Origin of the sequence: Haloplanus natans DSM 17983 (assembly GCF_000427685.1) — an archaeon.
GTDB lineage: Archaea > Halobacteriota > Halobacteria > Halobacteriales > Haloferacaceae > Haloplanus > Haloplanus natans.
In genome coordinates this window covers 2,344,337-2,363,395 of the sequence record NZ_KE386573.1, presented here as the reverse complement: position 1 = coordinate 2,363,395, position 19,059 = coordinate 2,344,337, and the positions used below count along the sequence as shown (strand labels likewise).

Below are 19,059 nucleotides of genomic sequence, written 5' to 3'. Positions count from 1 at the left end.
TATCAGTCGTCCGTCTGTGGTATCGGTTCGTCGGGTTCGGCCGCCTCGGACGGTTCGTCGCTCGATCCAAGCCGGGTGTAGACGGCGTACGCCGCGATCCCGAGCAGTATCCAACTCCCACTGAGGACGAGCGCCAGCACGTCGGTTCGGAGCAGGTATTCGATCAGCACGCCCGTCAGGATCAGGTTGAGGACGATGCCGAGAATCGGCGGGAGCGGATAGTACGGCATCTCGTACGGTCGGTTCATATCCGGCCGTTCCCGCCGGAGTTTGATGACCGAGCCGTTGACGACGATAAACGAGAGCAGGAAAAAGAGGCTGGACATGTTGCCCGCGCTCTGGGTGGGGAGGGCGACGGACCCGAGCATCACCACGCCGCTCGCGAGGATGGCGACCAGAGGCGTACCGTAGCGGTGGTGTAGCTGCCCAAAGGAGGGGAGGAGCTGTTCCTCCCGCCCCATCGAGAACGCCACCCGCGAGGAGGCGATGACCACGGCGTTCAGCGCCGTCAGCGTAGAGAAGACGGCGCCGAAGACGATGATCGCGCCGCCGTTCTGAATGACCGGCAGTCCGGTCGGCATGAACTCCGTCGCCGCCTGTGCGATGCCCGCCTCGCCCGCCCTTGCCAGCCCCTCGGCGCCGAGCGTCGCGATTGCGACGCCCACCACCGCGAGGTAGACGAGCACCGTCACCGCGAGGCTCACGAAGATGGCCTTCGGGATGTTCTCGCGCGGATTTTTCACCTCCTCGGTCACCGTCGTGATGAGGTCGTACCCCTCGAAGGCGATGAAGGTCAGGCCCATAGCGGGGAGAATGCTGAGCGCCCCGGCGTCCCCGGGGAAGAGCGGCTGGAACTCGGCGCTGGAGAACATCGGCGACGTGGCGCCGAACGCGACGAAGACGACCAGGATGCTCACCTTGATCAGCGTGAAAATCGTCTCGACGCTCCCGCTGGCGGCCGTCGAAACCGCGTTCAGCGCTACCAGTCCGAGCACGGCGACGAAGGCTAGGCCAACGGCCGCGGGGACGGCGGCGTCGACGACCGGGAGCGCAACGGCGCCCACCTGATCCGGTGGCGGCGTCAGGTCGTAGACGTGCAGGAGTTCGAGGAAGTTCGGTGCGAACCCCAGCGCGTACAGGCCGCCCGCGATCATGTACGCGAACCACAACATCCAGCCCATCACGAACGAGGGGAGGTCGGCGAACACCTCCCGGACGAACGCGTACCCGCCGCCGCTTTTCGGAATGGACGCGGCGAGTTCGGCGTACGACAGCCCGGTAAAGGCCGTCACGACCCCGTTGAGCAGGAAGACGAGAATGGCCGCCGGCCCCGCAATCTCCGCTGCCAATCCCGTCAGGACGAAGATTCCCGCACCGATCATCGCGCCCATGCCGATCATCGTCGCGTCAAGCAACCCCAGGTCCGCCTCGGGCGCGCGCTCGCCGTGGCCGCTCACGTCACCCACCACCCTCGTGCCTGTGCCCCTCGCTCCGCCCCGGCGTCCCTCTCGCGGTCGGCGTTCGTGGTTTTCCGGTCCATCCAGCTACGAACATCGATGAAAACTGGACACAAGAAAGCACGGTGTCGTTCCCACTGATAGGGATTATCGGAAGTCATCAGAGATTCTCGCCGGGACGGTCCGGCGAGAATCTCTGGACAGTTACGATAACCCCTATGAGAAAGGATCGAACGCGCGCACCGATGCGAATCAAGCCGGACGGCCGCGCTGACGCGTCTGACGCAACTTTATTTACGTGTGGGTTCCTATCACGGTGTATGTCATCGAGTGACAGCCCCTACGTCTTTCGGGACGAAGCCGGGGACGTGGACGACGCCGACGAGCGACCGACGACCGAAGGACAGGAGGTCGTCATCGTCGACGGCCGTGCGATGAGCTACCGCTGGTACCGTCGCTGAGTCTCCTTCGTGGCCGGCGCCGCATCCCGTCGAAGAGCAGTTGCTCACGGGAGTACCGGTAGTCGAGGAGAGCCCCCGCGAGCGGTGCCCCACTCGACAGCGGTGATCCGTTTCAGAACGCGTCGCCGTAGACATCGATGTCGGCGTGCAGGCCCTCGCGGAGCGCCGTGTGTACGTGGCAGATGCCCTCCGCACGCTCGACTATTTCGGCGAGCGTCTCGTCGTCGAGGTCGGCGCCGACGTGGATCGCGAAGTGGATCGATTCGAGGTCGTCGTCGTCGTCGAGGTCGGCGCTCGCGTCGATCTGGATCTCCCCGAGGTCGTCGTGACCACGCTGTTGGCCGCCGACGCGGAACGCCGGCAAGAAACAGGAGGCGTACGTCGCCACGAGTGCCGCGTTCGGGTTCGGTCCCTCCTCGTCCGTGGCGTCGATCGTGAACTCGAAGTCGCCGACCTGGTTGACACACGCGAAGCCCTCGTCGCTGACGGTGATGGTCTCGATATCGCTCATACCACTTGTTCGATGGTGCCGCGGCGTCTAAATACTGTCCTTCTCCCTACCCGTCGGCGTACGGGCGCTCGAACCGGAAACTCCCGTCGCCGTCGAGAACGTGTACCTCGGCGTCGGAGCCCGCCGCTGCCACCTCGCGTTCGAGGTCTGTAACGTCGATTTCGATGGCCGGGAACGTATCGTAATGCATCGGAAAGACGTGATCCACGTCGAGCCAGTCGGCCGCGATGGCGGCCTGGGCCGGCCCCATCGTGTAGTGGTCGCCGACGGGCAGCGCCGCCGCGTCGGGTTCGAGGAACGGCCCGATCACGTCGCGCATCTCGCTCATCAGGCCCGTGTCGCCGGCGTGGTAGAACGCGAAGGCGTCCTCGTCGTTCTCCTGTGTGGGCACCGTGTCGCCGATGATGTAGCCCGCTGGCGGCCCGGCGCTGTACTCGTAGTCCGTCCCGATGCCGTTCGTGTGATCCGCGCGGTGCATCGTCACGTACGCCGACCCACACTCGACGGTGCCACCCATGTTCATCCCGACCGTGTCGTCGGCGCCGTGTTCGTCCGCGACCCAGCCGACCAGTTCCGGCGTGCCCACGATGGTCGCGTCGGTGAACGCGCCCACGTCGCCGATGTGGTCGGCGTGGCCGTGAGTCAGGAGGACATAGTCCGGCGAGAGGGCCGCGGGATCGACGTCGGTGAAAGGATTCCCAAAGAACGGATCGATCAACAGACTCGTATCGTCGACGGAGACGTGCCACGTGGAGTGGCCGTGCCAAGTTAGCTCCATGTTCCGTAGTTGTCTGTCTGCAAACATCAATCTTTAGGGTCGCCGTCGGTCGATAGCCGTCACTCCCATCGCAACGAGGAAGGCTTATTTCGCCCGCGGCTGACGGCACGCCTATGCGACGCGTTAGATTCCGCGATCCCGCAGGGATGGTACGGACGGGCGAATGGCACGGCGACACCGTGGTCTTTGCCGACTCGACGTACGACCTCGACGAGGTCGATATCCTCGCACCGTGTGAGCCGTCGAAGATCGTCTGTATCGGCCTCAACTACGCCGACCACGCCGAGGAGACGGGCATGGATGTCCCCGACCGCCCCATGCTCTTCCTGAAGACGCCGAACACCGTCGCCGCCCACGGCGACACGATCACCCTCCCCGAGGGGAAAGAACAGGTCGACTGGGAGGCCGAACTCGGCGTCGTCATCGGCGAACAGTGTCGCAACGTCGACGCCGCCGACGCCGACGCCGTGATCGCCGGCTACACCGTCGTCTGTGACATCTCGAACCGCGACGACCAGCGCGAGGAGCAAAACTGGGTCCGCGGCAAGGCCTTCGACGGCGGCGCCCCGATGGGACCGGTCGTGGCCGATCCCGACCACCTCCCCGACGACGCCGCAATCAGCCTCCGCGTCGACGGCGAGGAAAAGCAGTCCTCCGACATCACGCAACTGATCTTCTCGGTGCCGGAACTGATCGAGGAAATCTCCACGTACATGACCCTCGAACCCGGTGACGTCATCTCGACGGGCACGCCCGCCGGCGTCGGCGGCCTCGAAGACGGCGACGAGGTCGAAGTGCACGTCGAGGGCGTCGAAACCCTCGAATTCACCGCCCGCCGCGACTAAACTTCGGCTCTCGTTCTTTCGCCGCCTGCCGCCCGAGAGGACAAGTCATAAATTTAGGCCCACCTAATCCACTGTCGATGGACCTGAGCCGACGGGACGCGCTGGTTGCGCTGGCCGCCACCGGCGTCGCCGGAGTCGCCGCCGTGGCGACCCCCGACGACGCCGACGGTGCGCCCGTCGATTCGCCCGAAAACGACGCTGTCGACGGTCTCGACATCCTCGTCGCCGTCGCGGAGACGGTCTACCCCTCCGCGGCGACGGGTGTCGACGCCTTCGTCGGGACGTACGTCGACGGCCTTCCGGACGGCCGGCGGGACGATGTCCTCGCCGTCGCCGCCGACCTCGACGCGACGGCGCGGGACTGGCACGATGCACCCCTCGCCGACCTCGACCGATCGACCCGCGACGGCCTCCTCCGGGACCTCGGGGTCGACGTGGCTGCTCCCGAACCCGAGGGCTACCTCTCCGAGCGGATTCGGTTCCACCTCGTGAACGAACTCCTCTATGCCTTCTACGCGTCGCCGGCCGGCGGCCGGCTGGTCGGCATCGAGAACCCCATCGCCTACCCCGGCGGCACCGAGAGTTACCGACGCGCCTCGATGGACGCGGAGGGCGGGGATGGCTGATCGGTCGCCGTCGCCCCGCGCCGACGTGTGCATCGTCGGCGCCGGCCCCGCGGGCGCCATCGTCGCCGCCCGCCTCGCCGAGGCCGGTCACGATGTCGTCGTCCTCGACGCCGGCCCCCGGTTCGACCTCGACGACCGGACCGAGCAACTCGACGCGCACGTCCGCCCCGGCGTCGACGGGGGAGTGTCGGCGACCCCCGGGGAAGACGGTGAGGCCGCCGACGGCCTCTGGGGCATGGGGGGCGAGCGCGACGAATACACTTCCAGCGGACCGAGGGGCTACCCGCTGAACGCGGCCCGCGTCAAGGGCGTCGGCGGCTCGACCCTCCACTGGCAGGGGATGGTGATGCGGCTGCACGAACGCGATTTCGAACTCCGCTCCCGCCACGGCGTCGGCGTCGACTGGCCCCTCGACTACGCCGACCTCCGCCCGTACTACGCCGAGGCCGAACGGGAGTTGGGCGTGGCCGGCGCCGACGACAACCCCTTCGCCCCGCCCCGCGAGGAGCCCTTTCCGCTCCCCGCGTTCCCGCCCTCTCACAGCGACGCCATCTTCGCCGAAGCCTGCGAGTCGCTCGGCCTCCCCACCCACTCCGTGCCCAACGCCCGCAACTCCGAGCCGTACGACGACGCGTCGGCCTGTGTCGGCTACGGCACCTGCAAACCCGTCTGTCCGTCGGGCGCCAAATACACCGCCGAGCGCCACGTCGCCCGCGCGGAGGCGGCGGGTGCACGGGTCATCGACCGCGCGCCCGTCCAGCGACTCGAACACGACGGCGGGGACCGACGGTCTACGCCTAGCCGCCCCGCGGCCGACGGTGGCGAGCGGATCGAAGCCGCCGTCTACGCCACCCCCGACGGCGCGGAGCACCGACAGGAGGCCCGCGCCGTCGTCCTCGCCTGTGGCGGCGTCGAGAACGTCCGCCTCCTCCTGCTCTCCGCCTCCGACGCCCACCCGGACGGCCTCGCCAACTCCTCCGGGGCGGTGGGTCGATACTTCATGGATCACTGCTTCGCGGGCGTCGGCGGCCGGATCGACCGCCCGACACGACAGAACCACGTCGGCTTCAACACGACCGAGTGTCACGCCCTCTACGACGGCACTGACCCCTTGCCGGGCGTCAAACTGGAGTTTCTCAACTACGCAGGTCCCTCCCCCGTCATCGAGGCGCTCCACGCCGACGACTGGGGAGACTCCCTCCTCGACTCCCTCCGGGACTCCTACGGCACCCACCTCGCCGTCGGCGGCCTCGTCGAGCAGTTCCCCCGCGCTGAGAACCGCATCACTCTCGATCGCTCGACGACTGACGACCACGGCAACCCCGTCCCCGACGTGCGCTGGTCGGTCGGCCCGGAGACCCGCGCGGCCATCGAGCGGGCCAACGAGGTCCAGCGTGCGGTTCTGGAGGAACTCGGCGCGGAGATAGACTGGGTTGTCGGCCCCGACGAGACCGGCCCCGCCTACCACCATATGGGCACGACCCGAATGGGGACCGACCCCGCCGAGAGCGTCGTCGGCCCCGACTGCCGCGCCCACGACTGCGACAACCTCTGGATCGCCGGCAGCAGCGTCTTCCCCACCGGCGGTGCGATGAACCCCACCCTCACCATCGCCGCCCTGAGCTGTCGGCTCGCCGACCGCCTCGACGACTGGCTGTAGGGTGCGGAAAGTTTCAAGAGAGTGGAAGGTGTCCCCTCACCCGAAATGAGACACGATATCAGTTCACGAGGACCGACACCGACCGCCGTCCGACCGGGCCGGGACGATGCCTGACAGGCACGGCCCCCTCCGTGTCGCACGCTTCCTCCTCGAAATAGACGGGGTAGCGAAGGCCGGGTTCAGCTACTGTCGACTCCCCGAGACGACGACCGATGTCGTCGAGTACCGCGAGGGCAACGAGCCGCCGACGCCACGAAAGCTCGCCGGACTGAACGGATACGGCCCACTCGAACTGCGCTCCGGCGTCACGACCGACTCCATCGCGCTCGCCGAGTGGCGCCGGCTGGTCGAGCAGGGAAAAGTGGACGAGGCGCGGCGATCGATCGCCGTTGTCCTCCTCGACGAGGAGGGCACGCCGGCGGCGCGCTGGGAGTTCCGGAACGCCTGGCCCGCCACGTACGAGGCCCCGACCCTCGCCGCCGACCGATCCGCCGTCGCCATCGAGACGCTCGAAATCGTCTCCGAAGGGTTCGAACGGGCCAACGGTGGGGGCGAGACCGACGGCGGATCGCGCCGTGGGACGGAGACCACCGAGACGTCCGCGGGTAAGCCCGAGACGCGCCCGACGAGACACGAGAAGCCGTCGAAATCGAAGAAATGAGCGACCGGCCCGTCGACCCTTACGTGCGCCACCGGTTCGACGTGGACCTCGGTGACGACCGCCCCCCGCTGGGGTTCACCGAGGTCACGGGCCTCTCGGTGCGCGTGCAGGCCCGTCCCGCCGAGGAAGACGCGGATGCGGCGTCCGAGGTGGACGTGGACTGGGGCGACCGCCTCGGGCACGCCATCGGCCCCGTGCCGTCCGTACAGCGCCGCCGAACCGCCTCGCCACCGCTCACGCTCCGTCGCGGCGTCACCGACGACAGACGGCTCTGGGACTGGCTCCAGGGCTGGGTGACCGGACGCGTCGAGACGCGGGACGTGCGGGTGTTCCTCCTCGACGACGCGGGCGAGCGGGCGCGAGGGTGGCGCTGTCGCGATGCGACGCCGACCCGGTGGTCGGGCCCGGAGCTCGTCGCCGACCGGCCGGCCGCCGCGACGGAGACGCTGGAGTTGGCTCACGACGGTATCGAGGCCATCGTCGGTGACGACAATCACGCTTAAGCGTCGGCGTCCGCATCGTCCGACCATGCAACCACGGGATCTTTCGGACCTCTCGCCGTACGTCCCCGGCCGCGGCGCCGAGGAGGTCGCCCGCGAACTGGGAATCGACCCCGACGACCTCACGAAACTCTCGTCGAACGAGAACCCACACGGACCGAGTCCGGCCGCCATCGACGCGATCCGGGAGACTGCGCCGACCGTCGGCGTCTACCCCAAGGCCTCACACACCGACCTCGGCGAGGCCGTCGCCGACCGCTGGGGCGTGACGCCCGAGCAGGTGTGGGTGACTCCCGGCGCCGATGGCGCCATCGACTACCTCTCGCGGGCCTTCCTCGATCCCGGTGACAGTGTCCTCGTGCCCGAACCGGGCTTCTCGTACTACCGCATGAGCGCCCGGTACCACCACGGCGACGTGGCGTCCTATCCGCTCCGGAAGGCCGAGGACTTCGCACAGACAGCCGACACCGTCCTCGACGCCTACGACGGCGAACGGATGGTCTATCTCACGTCGCCGCACAACCCGACCGGCGCCGAGTTCTCCCGCGAGGCGGTCGTCGAGTTGGCCGACGCCGTTGCCGAGGACACCCTCGTCGTCGTCGACGAGGCGTACGGGGAGTACACCGACGCCCCCTCCTCGATCGGTCTCCTCGACGACCACGACAATCTCGCCGTTTTGCGGACGTTCTCGAAGGCCTACGGCCTCGCGGGCCTGCGCGTCGGCTACGGCGTCGTCCCCGATGCGTGGGCGGACGCCTACGCCCGCGTCAACACGCCCTTCGCCGCCAGCGAAGTCGGGTGTCGGGCCGCCCTCGCGGCCCTCGACGACGACGACCACCTCGAACGGACGGTCGAAACGGCGCGCTGGGCCCGCGACTACCTCCGCGAGCATCTCGACGCGCCGACGTGGGAGAGCGGCGGTAACTTCGTCCTCGCCGAAGTCGGTGACGCCGCCGCCGTCGCCGAGACGACCAAGCGCCTGGGCGTCATCGTCCGGGACTGTACCAGTTTCGGCCTCCCGGACTGCATCCGCGTCTCCTGTGGCACCCGCGAGACCACGCCCCACGCCGTCGAGGTACTCAACGACGCCCTCGCGGAGGTCCGGGTGTGACCGACGACCTTCGGGTCGCCGTCACCGGCACTCCCGGCACCGGGAAGACGACGGCGACGACCCTGCTCGACGCCGAGGTGATCCACCTCAACGACCTGATCCGCGAGGCCGGCCTGTGGTCCGAACGCGACGACGACCGCGACTCCCTGGTCGCCGACCTCGACGCCGTCCGGGAAGCTATCGGCGACTGGTCGGGCGTCGCGGAGTCCCACCTCGCTCACCACTTCGACGCGGACCGGGTTGTCGTCCTTCGGTGTCGGCCCGACGCCCTCGCCGACCGCCTCCGAGAGCGCGGCGCCGACGAGGCGAAAGCGACCGAGAACGCCGAGAGCGAGGCGCTCGACGTGATCCTCTCCGAAGCGGTCGACCGCCACGGCCTCGATAACGTCTACGAAATCGACACGACCGACCGGACACCCGCCGACGTGGCCGCCGACATCGAGGCCGTCGTCGACGGTGATCGAGCCCCGAGCGCCGGCGACGTGGAGTTCACGGACTACATATGAGTCCGTCGAACGGACGCCGATTCCGGCGGTTCGCCGTCCCGTGCCGGCGACCCACCGGTACCGAGTTACGACGACGATGACGCTGGATCGCCTCCGGCCCGTGGCCGAACTCGTCCTCGATCCGATGGTCGCGGCGGCCGATCGGGGCGGCCTCACGCCCGACGGGATCAGCGTCCTCGCCTTCGCGTTCGCCGTCGCCGCCGCGGGCGGGTTCTCCCTCGCGACGCCGCTCGGCTACGGCCTCGGCGCGGTCTGTGTGCTCGCGAACGGGTGGTTGGATCTGCTGGACGGCGCCCTCGCGCGCACCCAGAACGTCGACTCACGCGGCGGCGACCTGCTGGATCACGTGCTGGATCGCTACGCCGACATCGTCCTCGTCGTCGGCCTCGCGGCCGGCGTCTCCCGCTACGACCTCGGCCTCCTCGCGGTCACCGGCGTCCTGATGACTTCCTATCTCGGGACGCAGATACAGGCCGTGGGGCTGGGCCGGGAGTACGGCGGCCTCGTCGGCCGCGCGGACCGCCTCGCGCTCATCGGCATCGGTGCCCTCGTCGCCGCCGTCGTGAGCGGCCCTGTCGGTCCGCTCTCGCTTTCGGTCGTCGGCTACCTCCTCGTGTTCTTCGCCGTCGTCGGTCACGTCACCGCGCTCCAGCGGTTCTGGGGCGCGTGGAGCGACCTCTCCTGATGGGGCGCATCTTTTATCCCCGGTCGTCCGCTACGGACGAGCATGCCCCAGTGTGAAATGTGCGGTGCGGAGAGTTCGTCGCTCACGACGACGAAAGTCGAGGGGGCCGAACTCGAACTCTGTGACAGCTGTACCGACTTCGGCACCGAGGTCCGGACGGAGTCGAGCAGCTCGTCCTCGACGAAGTACTCCACGTCGTCTTCGTCCTCCTCGTCCTCGTCCTCGTCCACCTCCGGCGGGTCGTCGTCCGGTGGCTCCCGCCGCCGCCGCGATATGTTCGACGACATGGAGGAACTCGCGGCCGACTACGACGACCGTATCCGTACGGCTCGCGAGGACCGCGGCCTGAGCCAGGAGGACCTCGCGAATGAACTCAACGAGAAGGCGAGTCTGATCCGCAAACTCGAACGCGGCGACATCCTGCCGAGCGACGAGGTCCAGACGAAACTCGAACGGAAACTCGACATCTCCCTGTCAGAGGGGGCGAGCGACGAGGACGCCGAGTGGTCCGGCGGGTCGTCGACGACGACAACGCTCGGCGACGTGGTGAAGCGGAAGGACTAGCGGGCGTACGATTATACGTCCCGCCGTCGAATCGCTCGACCATGTCACGCGACCACGACGCCGCCGAATCGTTCACCCTCGGCGCCGCACAGATCGAACCGGCCTATCACGACGCCGAGGTGACCCTCGATAAGACCTGCCGGTGGATCGAACGCGCCGGTGACCGCGGCGTCGACGTACTGGTCTTCCCCGAGACGTACTTCCCCGGCTACCCCTACTGGCGACGCAGCACCTCCATCGCCCGCTGGACCGACCTGATGGTCGACCTCGCCGAAAACAGCCTCCACGTCGACGACGACGCCGTCTCGATAATCGGTGAGGCCGTCGCCGACGCCGACCTGCATCTCGTCCTCGGCACGAACGAGGTGGACGACCGTCCGGGCAGCGGCACGCTCTACAACTCGCTGTTCTTTTTCGATCGCTCGGGCGACCTGGTTCGGCGCCACCGGAAACTCATGCCCACCCACGACGAACGCGCCATCTGGGGCCGGGGCGACCCCGAACACCTGACTACCCACGACACCGACGTGGGTCGACTCGGCGGCCTCGTCTGCTACGAGAACCACATGACGCTCTCGAAGGCCGCACTCTGTGCGCAGGGTGAGGAGATTCACGCCGCCGTCTGGCCGGGGTTTTGGGAACAGCACGGCCACCCCGGCGACAAGACCCGCGCCGCCTCCGCGGAGGCCCGCGACACCTGCGACATCTACCCCGCCGTCCGCGAGTACGCCTTCGAGACGCAGTCGTTCGTCGTCTCGTGTTCCGCCTACATGAGCGAGGGCGTCCCCGAGGGGTTCGACGAGGGCGAACTCGGCTTCGGCGTGGGCAACGGCGGGAGCATGCTCGTCAACCCCGCCGGCATCGTGAAGGCCGGCCCCGCCATCGGGGAGGAGACCCTGCTGACCGCCGAGTTCGACCGCTCCGAGCGTCGCGCCACCAAGGCCTACTTCGACGCGATGGGCCACTACGCCCGCTGGGACGCGGTGAACCTGGAGGTGTCCGACGGGCGTCTCGATCCGATCCACGACCACCACGGCGACCCCGACCGTCCCGCCCTCTCGCCCGCCGCCGCCCAGTCGCTCGCCGAGGAGTACGAGGTGAACGTGGAGACGGTCGAGGCCGTCGCGGACGCCATCGCCGACGAGGGATAACCACGTTTTTTGACCGCCCCCGCCCCTCCTCACACCATGTTCGTCCTCGTCAACCTGAAGGCGTACCCCTGTGATCCGGTCGATGTCGCCGAGGCGGCCCACGCGGTCGCGGACGCGAGCGGCGTCCGCATCGCCGTTGCCCCACAGGCCGCCCACCTCGAACGCGTCGCCGCCACCGGCGTCGAGACGTGGGCCCAACACGTCGCACCCGTTGCCCACGGCAGCCACACCGGCCACACGCTCGCGGAGGCCGTCGCCGACGCGGGCGCCACCGGCACCCTTCTCAATCACTCCGAGCACCGCCTGACACTCGCCGACATCGACGGCGCCCTCGACGCCGCCGACCGCGCCGGACTCGACACCGTGGTCTGCGCGAACAACCCCGACCAGGTCGCGGCGGCGGCGGCCCTCGGCCCCGACGCCGTCGCGGTCGAACCCCCCGAACTCATCGGCGGCGACGTGTCGGTGGGGACCGCCGACCCCGATATCGTCGAAGGGGCCGTCGCCGCTGCGGCCGCCGTCGACCCCGACGTGTCCGTCTACTGTGGCGCCGGGGTCTCCACGGGCGAGGATCTGACCGCGGCCGCCGATCTCGGGGCCGACGGCGTCCTCCTCGCGAGCGGCGTCGCCAAGGCCGACGATCCACGGGCGGCGCTGTCCGACCTCGTCTCGGGCGTCTGATACGGTTTAGTGTAAGTCATCACCGGTGGTTCGCCGACCCGTCATGGCGAACCACTGGTAAACAGTTACACTAATGGGTATGAAACAAAACATCGATCTCGGGCGGCTACAGAATCTCCGCGTCGGTCCGCGAGGCCGGATCGTCGTCCCCGCTTCCCGACGCCATCTGCTGGCGCGTGGCGTCGTCCGCCGACGCCGGCGTCCCCCCGCTCTCCTCGACGAGGACGGCGTCCTCGTCGACGAAGCCGTCGTCGCCGGCCACGTCGTCGTGGACGACTTCCACCTCGTCGCGTTCGTCGTCGGCGCGCACGTCTGCTGCCTCGGCCGCCAGCGTCTCCTCGTCGACGAACGCCCGTTCGACATCCCGAACCGCCTCGTCGAGGGCGTCGCCGGCGAGGCCGCCGTCGAACGCGTCCGCGACCCGCTCCGGGAGGACGTAGCGGTATCTGTCCTCTTCGACGTGTTCGACGAAGCCGGCCGTCCGGAGCGGGCGATTCCGTCCGTACGCCATCGGCTCCGCCGGCGTCCCGCCCGCAGCGACGTGGGCGTCGACCGGTGCGGACGGTCCCTCCGTGCGGTAGTGAGCCAGCATCCGCCGCGAGAGGCCCGACAGCGCCTCGATTTCCTCGCGGAGCCCAGCGACGACCGCCTCCCGCGTGCCGGGTTCGGGGCCGGTCGAGACGCCTGACTCGCTCTCGGCGTCCGTGTTCGTGTCCGCCGGCGCCTCGCTCGTCCCGTCCGCAGCCATCGGGTCGGCGTCCCCGAAGGTCACGTCGGTCTGCTCGCTCGCCGAGCCGGCGCCTTCGCCACCGTCCCCGGACCCGGCCATCACGCCCGGCGTCGGCCACTCGTTCGGTTCGATGTCCGGACGGGGGGCCGTGCCGGCTTCCGAGTCCGTTTCCGCGTCGGGGGCCGTGCCGGCTTCCGCGTCCGCTTCGGCGTCGTTGCCCGCCTCGTACTCCCGGAGTTCCGCCTGGTCGGCCGCCACCGTTCCCGTGTGGGCGAGGTTACGGCCCTCGCCGCCGCGGTACGGCGCCTCGGCTTTCTGCAGCATCGCTTGCGCGAACCGGTCGGCCATCCGCGACAGGTCGCGGGCCTCCTCCAGTTCCGATTCGAGGTCACGGATGCGCTGTTCTTTCTTCTCTACCTCCTGGCGCAGATCCGCGAGTTCGCTCTCCCGACGCTCCTGTTCGTCGCTGATCTCCCGGAGGTCCGATACGAGGTCGTCGCTGATCGATTTGAGTTCCGGACGCTCGAAGTCGTCGAGGCCGGGCGTCGCCCCCGCGTCGAAGGTGCGCTTGCGGTGGAACTGCACCCGACGCACCGACTCGCTCCAGTCCGTCATCAGGAACGCCTCGCCGTCGCCCAGATCCTCGACGGCGCTCGCGTGTTCGGCGTCGATGATCCGGCTCACGACGTTCGTGTCGTTGTTCCACGTCAGCCGGTGCCACACCAGCCAGTCACACTGGGTGATGAAATCTTTCTTTACGTCGGCCGGTCGCTGACTGATGCCGACGATGCCGAGACCGTGTTTTCGGCCGCGCTTCCCGATTTTGATCAGCATCTTCCCCGTCTCGTCGAGGCCACCGCCTTCGGGGATGTACTCGTGAACCTCCTCGACGAGCATCAGGAAGGGTTTTTTTAGCTTCTTCTGTTTGGCGAACAGGTTCCGGGCGACCGCCAGTAAGAGTTCCTTGCCCTCGTCCTCGTCGAGGTAGCCCGACACGTCGAGGATGATGGGGACGTTCCCTTCCAGCGCCAGCGACGCTATCTTTTCGGCGTGCTCCGGGCTGACCTGGATGTCACACTCGTCGTCCGCGCCCGCGTGCAGGAGTTCGAACTCCTCTTTCAGGCCGTAGTACTCGCCGTCAGTATCCACGACGAGGACCGGGAAGTTGTTCGCAAGCAGGTTTTCGACCAGCACCGACGCGGTGTTGGACTTCCCCGACCCCGACTTCCCCGTGACGAACCCCCGGCCGGTGAGCAGTTCGACGACCGGGAGCGAGACCGGCGTCCCCGGATCGGCGTCGGCGTCGCCGCCGGGGCCGTCGCTCACGTCCGCGACCGTGATGGTTTCCGTATCCGTCTCCGTCATCGATCTGTGAGAGTGTCCCGTCCCCCATAGTTCCGCGTCAGACGGGCGTCCTACGGGTCGAAATCCGCCAGCGACGACTGGCCGTTCGCCCCCGAGTCGGCTGCCGACCCGCCACCCCCATCGCCCCACCCGTCCAGTCGCGCCTGCTCCGCGGCGTCGAACTGCAGGTTCGACACCCGGACGCCGATCTTTCGAATCTCCTCGCCCGCGAACTCCGCGAGGAGGTCGAGCGCAACCTCCCCGACCAGGTCGGCGTCCGCGACGGGGCCGGGGAGTGACCGCTCGCGCGTGTTCACGTCGTACGGCGGCGTTACGATCTTGATACCGATGGTGCGGTAGAGCGCCCCCTTCCCCTCGGCACGCTCGGCCACGTCCGCCGCCAGCCCCGCGACCGTCTCGCGCTGTCTCCCGGCGTCGGCCGTCGCCTCGGTGAACGCCGACTCCCGCGACAGGCTCTTTGGCCGGCCCGTCGGCGTCACCTCCCGGTCGTCGTCCCCGCGCGCCCGGTCGTAGAGCGTCCGGCCCCGTTCGCCGAACCGCTCGCGGATCGTCGTCGGATTCGCGGCCGCGAGGTCGCCCGCCGTCTCGATGCCCATCTCGCCCAGCGTCCGCGCGGTCACCGGGCCGACGCCGTGGACCGCCTCGACCGGGAGGGGGTCGAAGAAGGCACGCACCTCGCCGGGTTCGACGACGACGAGGCCGTCCGGTTTGTCGTGATCGCTCGCCACCTTCGCGGCGCTCATCGTGGGCGCGACGCCGATGCTCGCTGGCACGCCCACCTCGCGGGCGATCCGTTCTTTGATGTATCGAGCGTACCCCTCCGCGAGCGGTCGGCCGTTCACCACCGTCCACGCCGTCCGCTCGGTCACGTCGAGATACGCCTCGTCGACACTCACCTCGCGCACGCGGTCCGCACACTCGTGGATGATCGCCTTGATCTCCCCCGCTATCTCGCGGTAGTAGTCGAGGTCGACCGGGCGGTAGTAGCCCGCCTCGGCGGGGTCGAGGTCGGGGTCCTCGCGGCCCCGTGCTTTCCGCGGCAGCGACTCCAGCGCCTGCGAGATGGGCTGGGCGCTCTCGACGCCGCGCGCCCGGGCCTCGTAGCTCGCAGTGGCGACGGCGCCGTGGGGCTCGCCCGACTCGTAGCCCATCCCGACGACGACGGGGTCGCCCCGCAGTTCGGGCTCTCGCAACCGCTCACAGGAGGCGTAGAAACAGTCCATGTCGACGTGACAGACGATGCGGTCGGCGCCGTCGTCGTCCGCCCCGGGGAGCGTACCGCCCTCGCCGGCCATAGGGGAGTGTGATCGCCGACGGTCCTCAAGATTCCGTTCCGACTACTTCAGCCGTTCCTGCAGGAAGGAAGGGTGGGTGGCGGTTACGCCGTCGATGTCGAGGATGTCGTCGTTGATCACGTCGCCGAGGGCGTCGCCGTCGGGTGCCCGCACCTCCGCCATCAGCATGTGGTCGCCCGAGGAGGTGTAGAGGGTTTCGACCGCCCCCATCCCCTTCAGCGCGCGGGTGACCTCGACGTAGCGCTCGCTCTCGACTTCGATGCCGACGATGGCGATGGACTGCCCGGAGAGTTTCTTCGGGTCCACCTCCGCGGAGTAGCCGACGATGACGCCTTCGTCTTCCATCTGCTGAATGTACTTCCGGACCGTCGGCTTCGAAACCCCGGCTCGGTCGGCAATCTCCCCGTAGGACGCCTGTGCGTCCTCCTCGAGGACGGAGAGAATCCGACGTTCCGTATCGAGCGTACCCATATCTCCTCGTTTCGGTCCACGGAAAAAATATGTTGCGAAGCGGAAAGTCGGCCGTGGCGGCTACTTGTGTCGGTCGAGCAGCATGTCGTGGGTCCGTTCCCACTCGTAGTCGTCGTCGAAGTACCGCTCCGCGAGCGGTTCCTCGGGCATCTCGCCGATGGCCTGTTTCTCCTCCTGGTAGGACGGGCGGTCGGCGTCGACGTAGAACCGCCCCGTCAGGACTTCACCCTCGTAGAGCGACTGTTCGGCCTCGCTCGCCATCGCCTGGGCCTCCGTCTTGTTCGTCGGGTCGAAGTCGTAGTCGTCGGAGTCGTTGATGTCCGTGTAGGGGACGTACTGCCGGGCGTCCTTGTTCCAGGTCGGACACTGGGTCAGGAAGTCGACGTGGGCGAAGCCGTCGTGTTGCATCGCCTCGACGAGAATCTCCTTGGCCTGGTTGGGGTTGACCGCCGCCGTCCGGGCGACGTAGGAGGCGCCGGAGGTGAGCGCCAGCGAGAGCGGCCGGATCGGGTCCTTGGCGCTCCCGTGGGGCTGGGTCTTCGACTTGTGACCTTTCGGCGACGTGGGCGATGTCTGACCCTTCGTCAGGCCGAAGATTTCGTTGTCGAAGACGATGTAGGTCATGTCGTGGTTCTCGCGGGCGGTGTGCATGAAGTGGTTCCCGCCGATGCCGTAGCCGTCGCCGTCGCCGCCGGCCGCGATGACCTCGAGTTCGGGGTTCGCGAGTTTGGCCGCGCGGGCGATGGGCAGTGACCGGCCGTGGATCGAGTGGTAGCCGTAACACTCGAAGTAGCTGTTCAGCTTGCCGGAACAGCCGATACCGGTGACCAGCAGCACCTCGTCTGGGTTGCGGCCAATCTCGGGCATCGCCTGTTTCAGCGCCTTCAAAACGCCGAAGTCCCCACACCCCGGACACCACGTCGCCTGTGGCTCCAGGGTGGGCGTGAACTCTTCGCGGTCGATCTCTCGCTCCTCGCCGATGGCTGAGAATGCACTCATGTTAGTCACCTGCCGCTGGGACGTAGGTCGTCTGCTGTTCGGGCACGTCCTGGCCCTCGATACTGGCTTCGAAGCCCGCGACGATTTCGGCGGGTTCGAACGGTTCGCCGTTGTACTTCAGGAGGCTGGACAGCTTTCCGCCGAAGCGGCCGAGTTCCTTCTGCGTGAGGCCGCGGAACTGGCCCGACGAGTTCATCTCCACCACCAGCGCCTCGTCGACGCTCTCCAAGAATTCGGTCATCTCCTCGACCGGGTACGGCATCATGTCGCTGACGCCGATTCCCTTCACCGAGTGACCGGCATCGTTGAGACGGTCGACCGCCTCCGCGACGGTGCCCTGCTGGCTCCCGAAGGTGATGAGGCCGTAGTCGGCCTCGTCGGGGCCCATGTGGGTCTGGGTGCCCTGGTCGTCGAGGAACTCGCGGATGGCGTCGAGTTTCGACGCCCGCCGCTCGACCTGCGTGACGCGGTTGGTCGGGTCCTCGTCGATGTGGCCGGCCGGGTTGTGTTCGTTGCCGGTCACGAGGAAGTGGCCGTCCTTCTGCCCGGGGATCGACCGCGGGCTGACGCCGTCCTCGGCGTCGTAGCGGTAGCGGTGGAACTTCCCGCCGGGGCCGTGGGGGGCGTCCTGCAGCTCGGCTTCGGTCGTGACGGCGCCGAGGTCTGGGTTGGGTTCGCGGTCGAAGTGGCTCGCGGGCACGTTCATCAGTTCGCCGCCGATCTTCTGATCGTACAGCAGGATGGCCGGGATGTTGTAGCCGTAGGCGAGCTGGAAGGCGAGCCGCGACTGTTCGTACGCTTCGGCGACCGTCCCCGGCGCCAGCACGACGCGGTTCGAGTCACCCTGACTCGTATAGAGGACGTGTTCGAGGTCGGCCTGTTCGGGCTTGGTCGGCAGGCCCGTCGACGGGCCGGCGCGCATCGCCTCGACGAGCACGACGGGTGTCTCCGACATCTCCGCCAGCCCGAGCGGTTCGGACATGAGCGCGAACCCGCCGCCCGAGGAGCCGGACATCGCCTTGACGCCGGCGTGGGAGGCGCCGAGTGCCAGTGCCGCGGCCGCGATTTCGTCCTCGACCTGTTCGGAGATGCCGCCCACCTCGGGCAGCGCCTGGGACATGATGGTGAACACCTCGGTCCACGGCGTCATGGGGTAGCCGGCGATGAACCGACAGCCTTCGTCGATGGCGCCGTAGGCGATGGTGTCGCTGCCCGACAGGAGCACCTGCTCCTCGTCGTGGCTTCCCTCTGGCACGCGGAGGTCGTGGGTGAACTCGAACTCCTCTTGCACCATGTCGTGGGTGTAGTGAAGGATCTCCTTGTTGGGCTCGAGGATCTCCTCGGGCATCGACTCGGCCATCAGGTCTTCGAAATACTGGAGGTCGATCCCGAGAAGTGCGGCCGTCGCCCCGACGCCCGCGGTGTTTCGCATCACTTCGCGCCCGTGGTCGCGGGCGATCTCGCGGAGGTTGATCGGGTAGACGTGCCAGTCGTTCTCCTCGATCCGCTCCTCGAAGTTCGGGATGTCCTCGGCGTCGAGCAGGCCGGTGTCGTAGACGATGACACCTCCGTCGTTCAGTTCGTCGAGGTTCTCCGCCAGCGGCTTGACCTCCTCGTCGCCGTAGTAGGCGCCTTCTTTCGGGTTCCGGGCGAAGGAGTCACCGAGCGCGAGCAGGCAGTTGAACCCGTCGCCGCGGGACCGTACCGGCTCCGAATCCGCCCGTACCTCGGTGTAGGTGTGGCCGCCGCGAATCCGCGACGGATAATGTCGATGCGTAAAGACGTGGAGGCCCGCGCGCATCAGGGCCTTGGCGAAGTTCTGGCTGGTCGACGCGATACCGTCGCCGGAGCCACCAGCAATTCGCCACATGAGCTCGTGGTCAGTCATATTTATATCACGGCCCTCGGGGGGCCACTACCGAGACGGTTGTCCACGGTTCGACTAAAGCCTTTGCTATACGTTACCAAGCAAAAATGATGTAAGACTCCCGATTTCGGAGGT

The 19,059-nt window shown here is 68.0% G+C and carries 20 protein-coding genes; 12 read left to right on the top strand and 8 right to left on the bottom strand.

What is annotated here, in order from left to right:
* Positions 1-2 precede the first annotated feature (2 nt).
* Complete coding sequence (locus HALNA_RS14260) at positions 3-1,400, bottom strand: APC family permease (protein WP_049938081.1); 1,398 nt, start codon at positions 1,398-1,400, stop codon at positions 3-5.
* Between the two features lie 377 nt (positions 1,401-1,777).
* Between HALNA_RS14260 and HALNA_RS20660 the strand changes: the two genes are divergently transcribed.
* Positions 1,778-1,918: a hypothetical protein gene (locus HALNA_RS20660; RefSeq protein ID WP_169719048.1), complete on the top strand. Its 141-nt coding sequence runs from the start codon at positions 1,778-1,780 to the stop codon at positions 1,916-1,918.
* 112 nt (positions 1,919-2,030) lie between these two features.
* Here HALNA_RS20660 and HALNA_RS14255 read toward each other — a convergent pair whose 3' ends face one another.
* On the bottom strand, positions 2,031-2,429 hold the full coding sequence (locus tag HALNA_RS14255) for an OsmC family protein (RefSeq protein ID WP_049937009.1): 399 nt from the start codon (positions 2,427-2,429) through the stop codon (positions 2,031-2,033).
* A 46-nt stretch (positions 2,430-2,475) separates the two neighbouring features.
* The gene (locus HALNA_RS14250) at positions 2,476-3,207 is read right to left on the bottom strand and encodes a metal-dependent hydrolase (protein WP_049937008.1); all 732 of its coding nucleotides are present in this window, start codon (positions 3,205-3,207) and stop codon (positions 2,476-2,478) included.
* 113 nt (positions 3,208-3,320) lie between these two features.
* Between HALNA_RS14250 and HALNA_RS14245 the strand changes: the two genes are divergently transcribed.
* The 11 genes from HALNA_RS14245 (at position 3,321) to tpiA (ending at position 12,197) form a co-directional block, all read left to right on the top strand.
* Positions 3,321-4,052, top strand: a complete 732-nt coding sequence (locus HALNA_RS14245; RefSeq protein ID WP_049937007.1) for a fumarylacetoacetate hydrolase family protein — start codon at positions 3,321-3,323, stop codon at positions 4,050-4,052.
* 77 nt (positions 4,053-4,129) lie between these two features.
* The gene (locus HALNA_RS14240) at positions 4,130-4,678 is read left to right on the top strand and encodes a gluconate 2-dehydrogenase subunit 3 family protein (RefSeq protein ID WP_049937006.1); all 549 of its coding nucleotides are present in this window, start codon (positions 4,130-4,132) and stop codon (positions 4,676-4,678) included.
* The gene (locus tag HALNA_RS14235; RefSeq protein WP_049937005.1) at positions 4,671-6,338 is read left to right on the top strand and encodes a GMC family oxidoreductase; all 1,668 of its coding nucleotides are present in this window, start codon (positions 4,671-4,673) and stop codon (positions 6,336-6,338) included. The genes HALNA_RS14240 and HALNA_RS14235 overlap by 8 nt, the downstream gene beginning before the upstream one ends.
* Positions 6,339-6,444: 106 nt before the next feature.
* The gene (locus HALNA_RS14230) at positions 6,445-6,999 is read left to right on the top strand and encodes a phage tail protein (protein ID WP_084510056.1); all 555 of its coding nucleotides are present in this window, start codon (positions 6,445-6,447) and stop codon (positions 6,997-6,999) included.
* Positions 6,996-7,502, top strand: a complete 507-nt coding sequence (locus HALNA_RS14225) for a phage tail protein (RefSeq protein ID WP_049937004.1) — start codon at positions 6,996-6,998, stop codon at positions 7,500-7,502. The genes HALNA_RS14230 and HALNA_RS14225 overlap by 4 nt, the downstream gene beginning before the upstream one ends.
* Positions 7,503-7,527: 25 nt before the next feature.
* On the top strand, positions 7,528-8,610 hold the full coding sequence (hisC, locus tag HALNA_RS14220; protein WP_049937003.1) for a histidinol-phosphate transaminase: 1,083 nt from the start codon (positions 7,528-7,530) through the stop codon (positions 8,608-8,610).
* On the top strand, positions 8,607-9,116 hold the full coding sequence (locus HALNA_RS14215; protein ID WP_049937002.1) for an adenylate kinase family protein: 510 nt from the start codon (positions 8,607-8,609) through the stop codon (positions 9,114-9,116). The genes hisC and HALNA_RS14215 overlap by 4 nt, the downstream gene beginning before the upstream one ends.
* A 76-nt stretch (positions 9,117-9,192) precedes the next feature.
* Positions 9,193-9,801, top strand: coding sequence for a CDP-alcohol phosphatidyltransferase family protein (locus HALNA_RS14210; protein WP_049937001.1), 609 nt, complete (start codon positions 9,193-9,195; stop codon positions 9,799-9,801).
* A 42-nt stretch (positions 9,802-9,843) separates the two neighbouring features.
* Positions 9,844-10,365, top strand: a complete 522-nt coding sequence (locus HALNA_RS14205; protein WP_049937000.1) for a multiprotein bridging factor aMBF1 — start codon at positions 9,844-9,846, stop codon at positions 10,363-10,365.
* A 41-nt stretch (positions 10,366-10,406) separates the two neighbouring features.
* Positions 10,407-11,516: a carbon-nitrogen hydrolase family protein gene (locus tag HALNA_RS14200; RefSeq protein WP_049936999.1), complete on the top strand. Its 1,110-nt coding sequence runs from the start codon at positions 10,407-10,409 to the stop codon at positions 11,514-11,516.
* Positions 11,517-11,552: 36 nt separating this feature from the next.
* Positions 11,553-12,197 (top strand): triose-phosphate isomerase, encoded by a 645-nt coding sequence (gene tpiA, locus HALNA_RS14195; protein ID WP_049936998.1) that lies wholly within the window; start codon positions 11,553-11,555, stop codon positions 12,195-12,197.
* A gap of 106 nt (positions 12,198-12,303) precedes the next feature.
* Here the strand turns inward: tpiA and HALNA_RS14190 are convergent, their stop codons facing one another.
* Genes HALNA_RS14190 through HALNA_RS14170 form a run of 5 tightly spaced genes read right to left on the bottom strand, consistent with a single transcriptional unit; the run spans position 12,304 to position 18,945 of the window.
* The gene (locus HALNA_RS14190; protein ID WP_084510054.1) at positions 12,304-14,292 is read right to left on the bottom strand and encodes a helicase HerA domain-containing protein; all 1,989 of its coding nucleotides are present in this window, start codon (positions 14,290-14,292) and stop codon (positions 12,304-12,306) included.
* A 50-nt stretch (positions 14,293-14,342) separates the two neighbouring features.
* On the bottom strand, positions 14,343-15,587 hold the full coding sequence (dinB, locus tag HALNA_RS14185; protein ID WP_084510052.1) for a DNA polymerase IV: 1,245 nt from the start codon (positions 15,585-15,587) through the stop codon (positions 14,343-14,345).
* A gap of 42 nt (positions 15,588-15,629) precedes the next feature.
* A complete protein-coding gene (lrpA1, locus tag HALNA_RS14180) occupies positions 15,630-16,058 on the bottom strand; it encodes an HTH-type transcriptional regulator LrpA1 (protein ID WP_049936997.1) in 429 nt (142 codons plus the stop codon).
* Positions 16,059-16,118: 60 nt separating this feature from the next.
* Entirely contained in the window at positions 16,119-17,057 is a 939-nt protein-coding gene (locus HALNA_RS14175) for a thiamine pyrophosphate-dependent enzyme (protein WP_049936995.1), read from the bottom strand.
* Between the two features lies 1 nt (position 17,058).
* A complete protein-coding gene (locus HALNA_RS14170; protein WP_049936994.1) occupies positions 17,059-18,945 on the bottom strand; it encodes a 2-oxoacid:acceptor oxidoreductase subunit alpha in 1,887 nt (628 codons plus the stop codon).
* Positions 18,946-19,059: the final 114 nt, after the last annotated feature.

Excerpts from the sequence above, each read along its gene's own strand:
- HALNA_RS14230 (WP_084510056.1), top strand. The coding sequence starts at position 6,445 with ATGCCTGACAGGCACGGCCCCCTCCGTGTCGCACGCTTCCTCCTCGAA.
- HALNA_RS14260 (WP_049938081.1), bottom strand. The coding sequence starts at position 1,400 with ATGATCGGCATGGGCGCGATGATCGGTGCGGGAATCTTCGTCCTGACG.
- HALNA_RS14200 (WP_049936999.1), top strand. The coding sequence starts at position 10,407 with ATGTCACGCGACCACGACGCCGCCGAATCGTTCACCCTCGGCGCCGCA.
- HALNA_RS14245 (WP_049937007.1), top strand. The coding sequence starts at position 3,321 with ATGCGACGCGTTAGATTCCGCGATCCCGCAGGGATGGTACGGACGGGC.
- HALNA_RS14235 (WP_049937005.1), top strand. The coding sequence starts at position 4,671 with ATGGCTGATCGGTCGCCGTCGCCCCGCGCCGACGTGTGCATCGTCGGC.
- HALNA_RS14175 (WP_049936995.1), bottom strand. The coding sequence starts at position 17,057 with ATGAGTGCATTCTCAGCCATCGGCGAGGAGCGAGAGATCGACCGCGAA.
- HALNA_RS14250 (WP_049937008.1), bottom strand. The coding sequence starts at position 3,207 with ATGGAGCTAACTTGGCACGGCCACTCCACGTGGCACGTCTCCGTCGAC.
- HALNA_RS14255 (WP_049937009.1), bottom strand. The coding sequence starts at position 2,429 with ATGAGCGATATCGAGACCATCACCGTCAGCGACGAGGGCTTCGCGTGT.
- HALNA_RS14205 (WP_049937000.1), top strand. The coding sequence starts at position 9,844 with ATGCCCCAGTGTGAAATGTGCGGTGCGGAGAGTTCGTCGCTCACGACG.
- HALNA_RS14240 (WP_049937006.1), top strand. The coding sequence starts at position 4,130 with ATGGACCTGAGCCGACGGGACGCGCTGGTTGCGCTGGCCGCCACCGGC.
- HALNA_RS14190 (WP_084510054.1), bottom strand. The coding sequence starts at position 14,292 with ATGACGGAGACGGATACGGAAACCATCACGGTCGCGGACGTGAGCGAC.
- HALNA_RS14225 (WP_049937004.1), top strand. The coding sequence starts at position 6,996 with ATGAGCGACCGGCCCGTCGACCCTTACGTGCGCCACCGGTTCGACGTG.
- HALNA_RS20660 (WP_169719048.1), top strand. The coding sequence starts at position 1,778 with ATGTCATCGAGTGACAGCCCCTACGTCTTTCGGGACGAAGCCGGGGAC.
- tpiA (WP_049936998.1), top strand. The coding sequence starts at position 11,553 with ATGTTCGTCCTCGTCAACCTGAAGGCGTACCCCTGTGATCCGGTCGAT.
- lrpA1 (WP_049936997.1), bottom strand. The coding sequence starts at position 16,058 with ATGGGTACGCTCGATACGGAACGTCGGATTCTCTCCGTCCTCGAGGAG.
- dinB (WP_084510052.1), bottom strand. The coding sequence starts at position 15,587 with ATGGCCGGCGAGGGCGGTACGCTCCCCGGGGCGGACGACGACGGCGCC.
- HALNA_RS14170 (WP_049936994.1), bottom strand. The coding sequence starts at position 18,945 with ATGACTGACCACGAGCTCATGTGGCGAATTGCTGGTGGCTCCGGCGAC.
- HALNA_RS14210 (WP_049937001.1), top strand. The coding sequence starts at position 9,193 with ATGACGCTGGATCGCCTCCGGCCCGTGGCCGAACTCGTCCTCGATCCG.
- hisC (WP_049937003.1), top strand. The coding sequence starts at position 7,528 with ATGCAACCACGGGATCTTTCGGACCTCTCGCCGTACGTCCCCGGCCGC.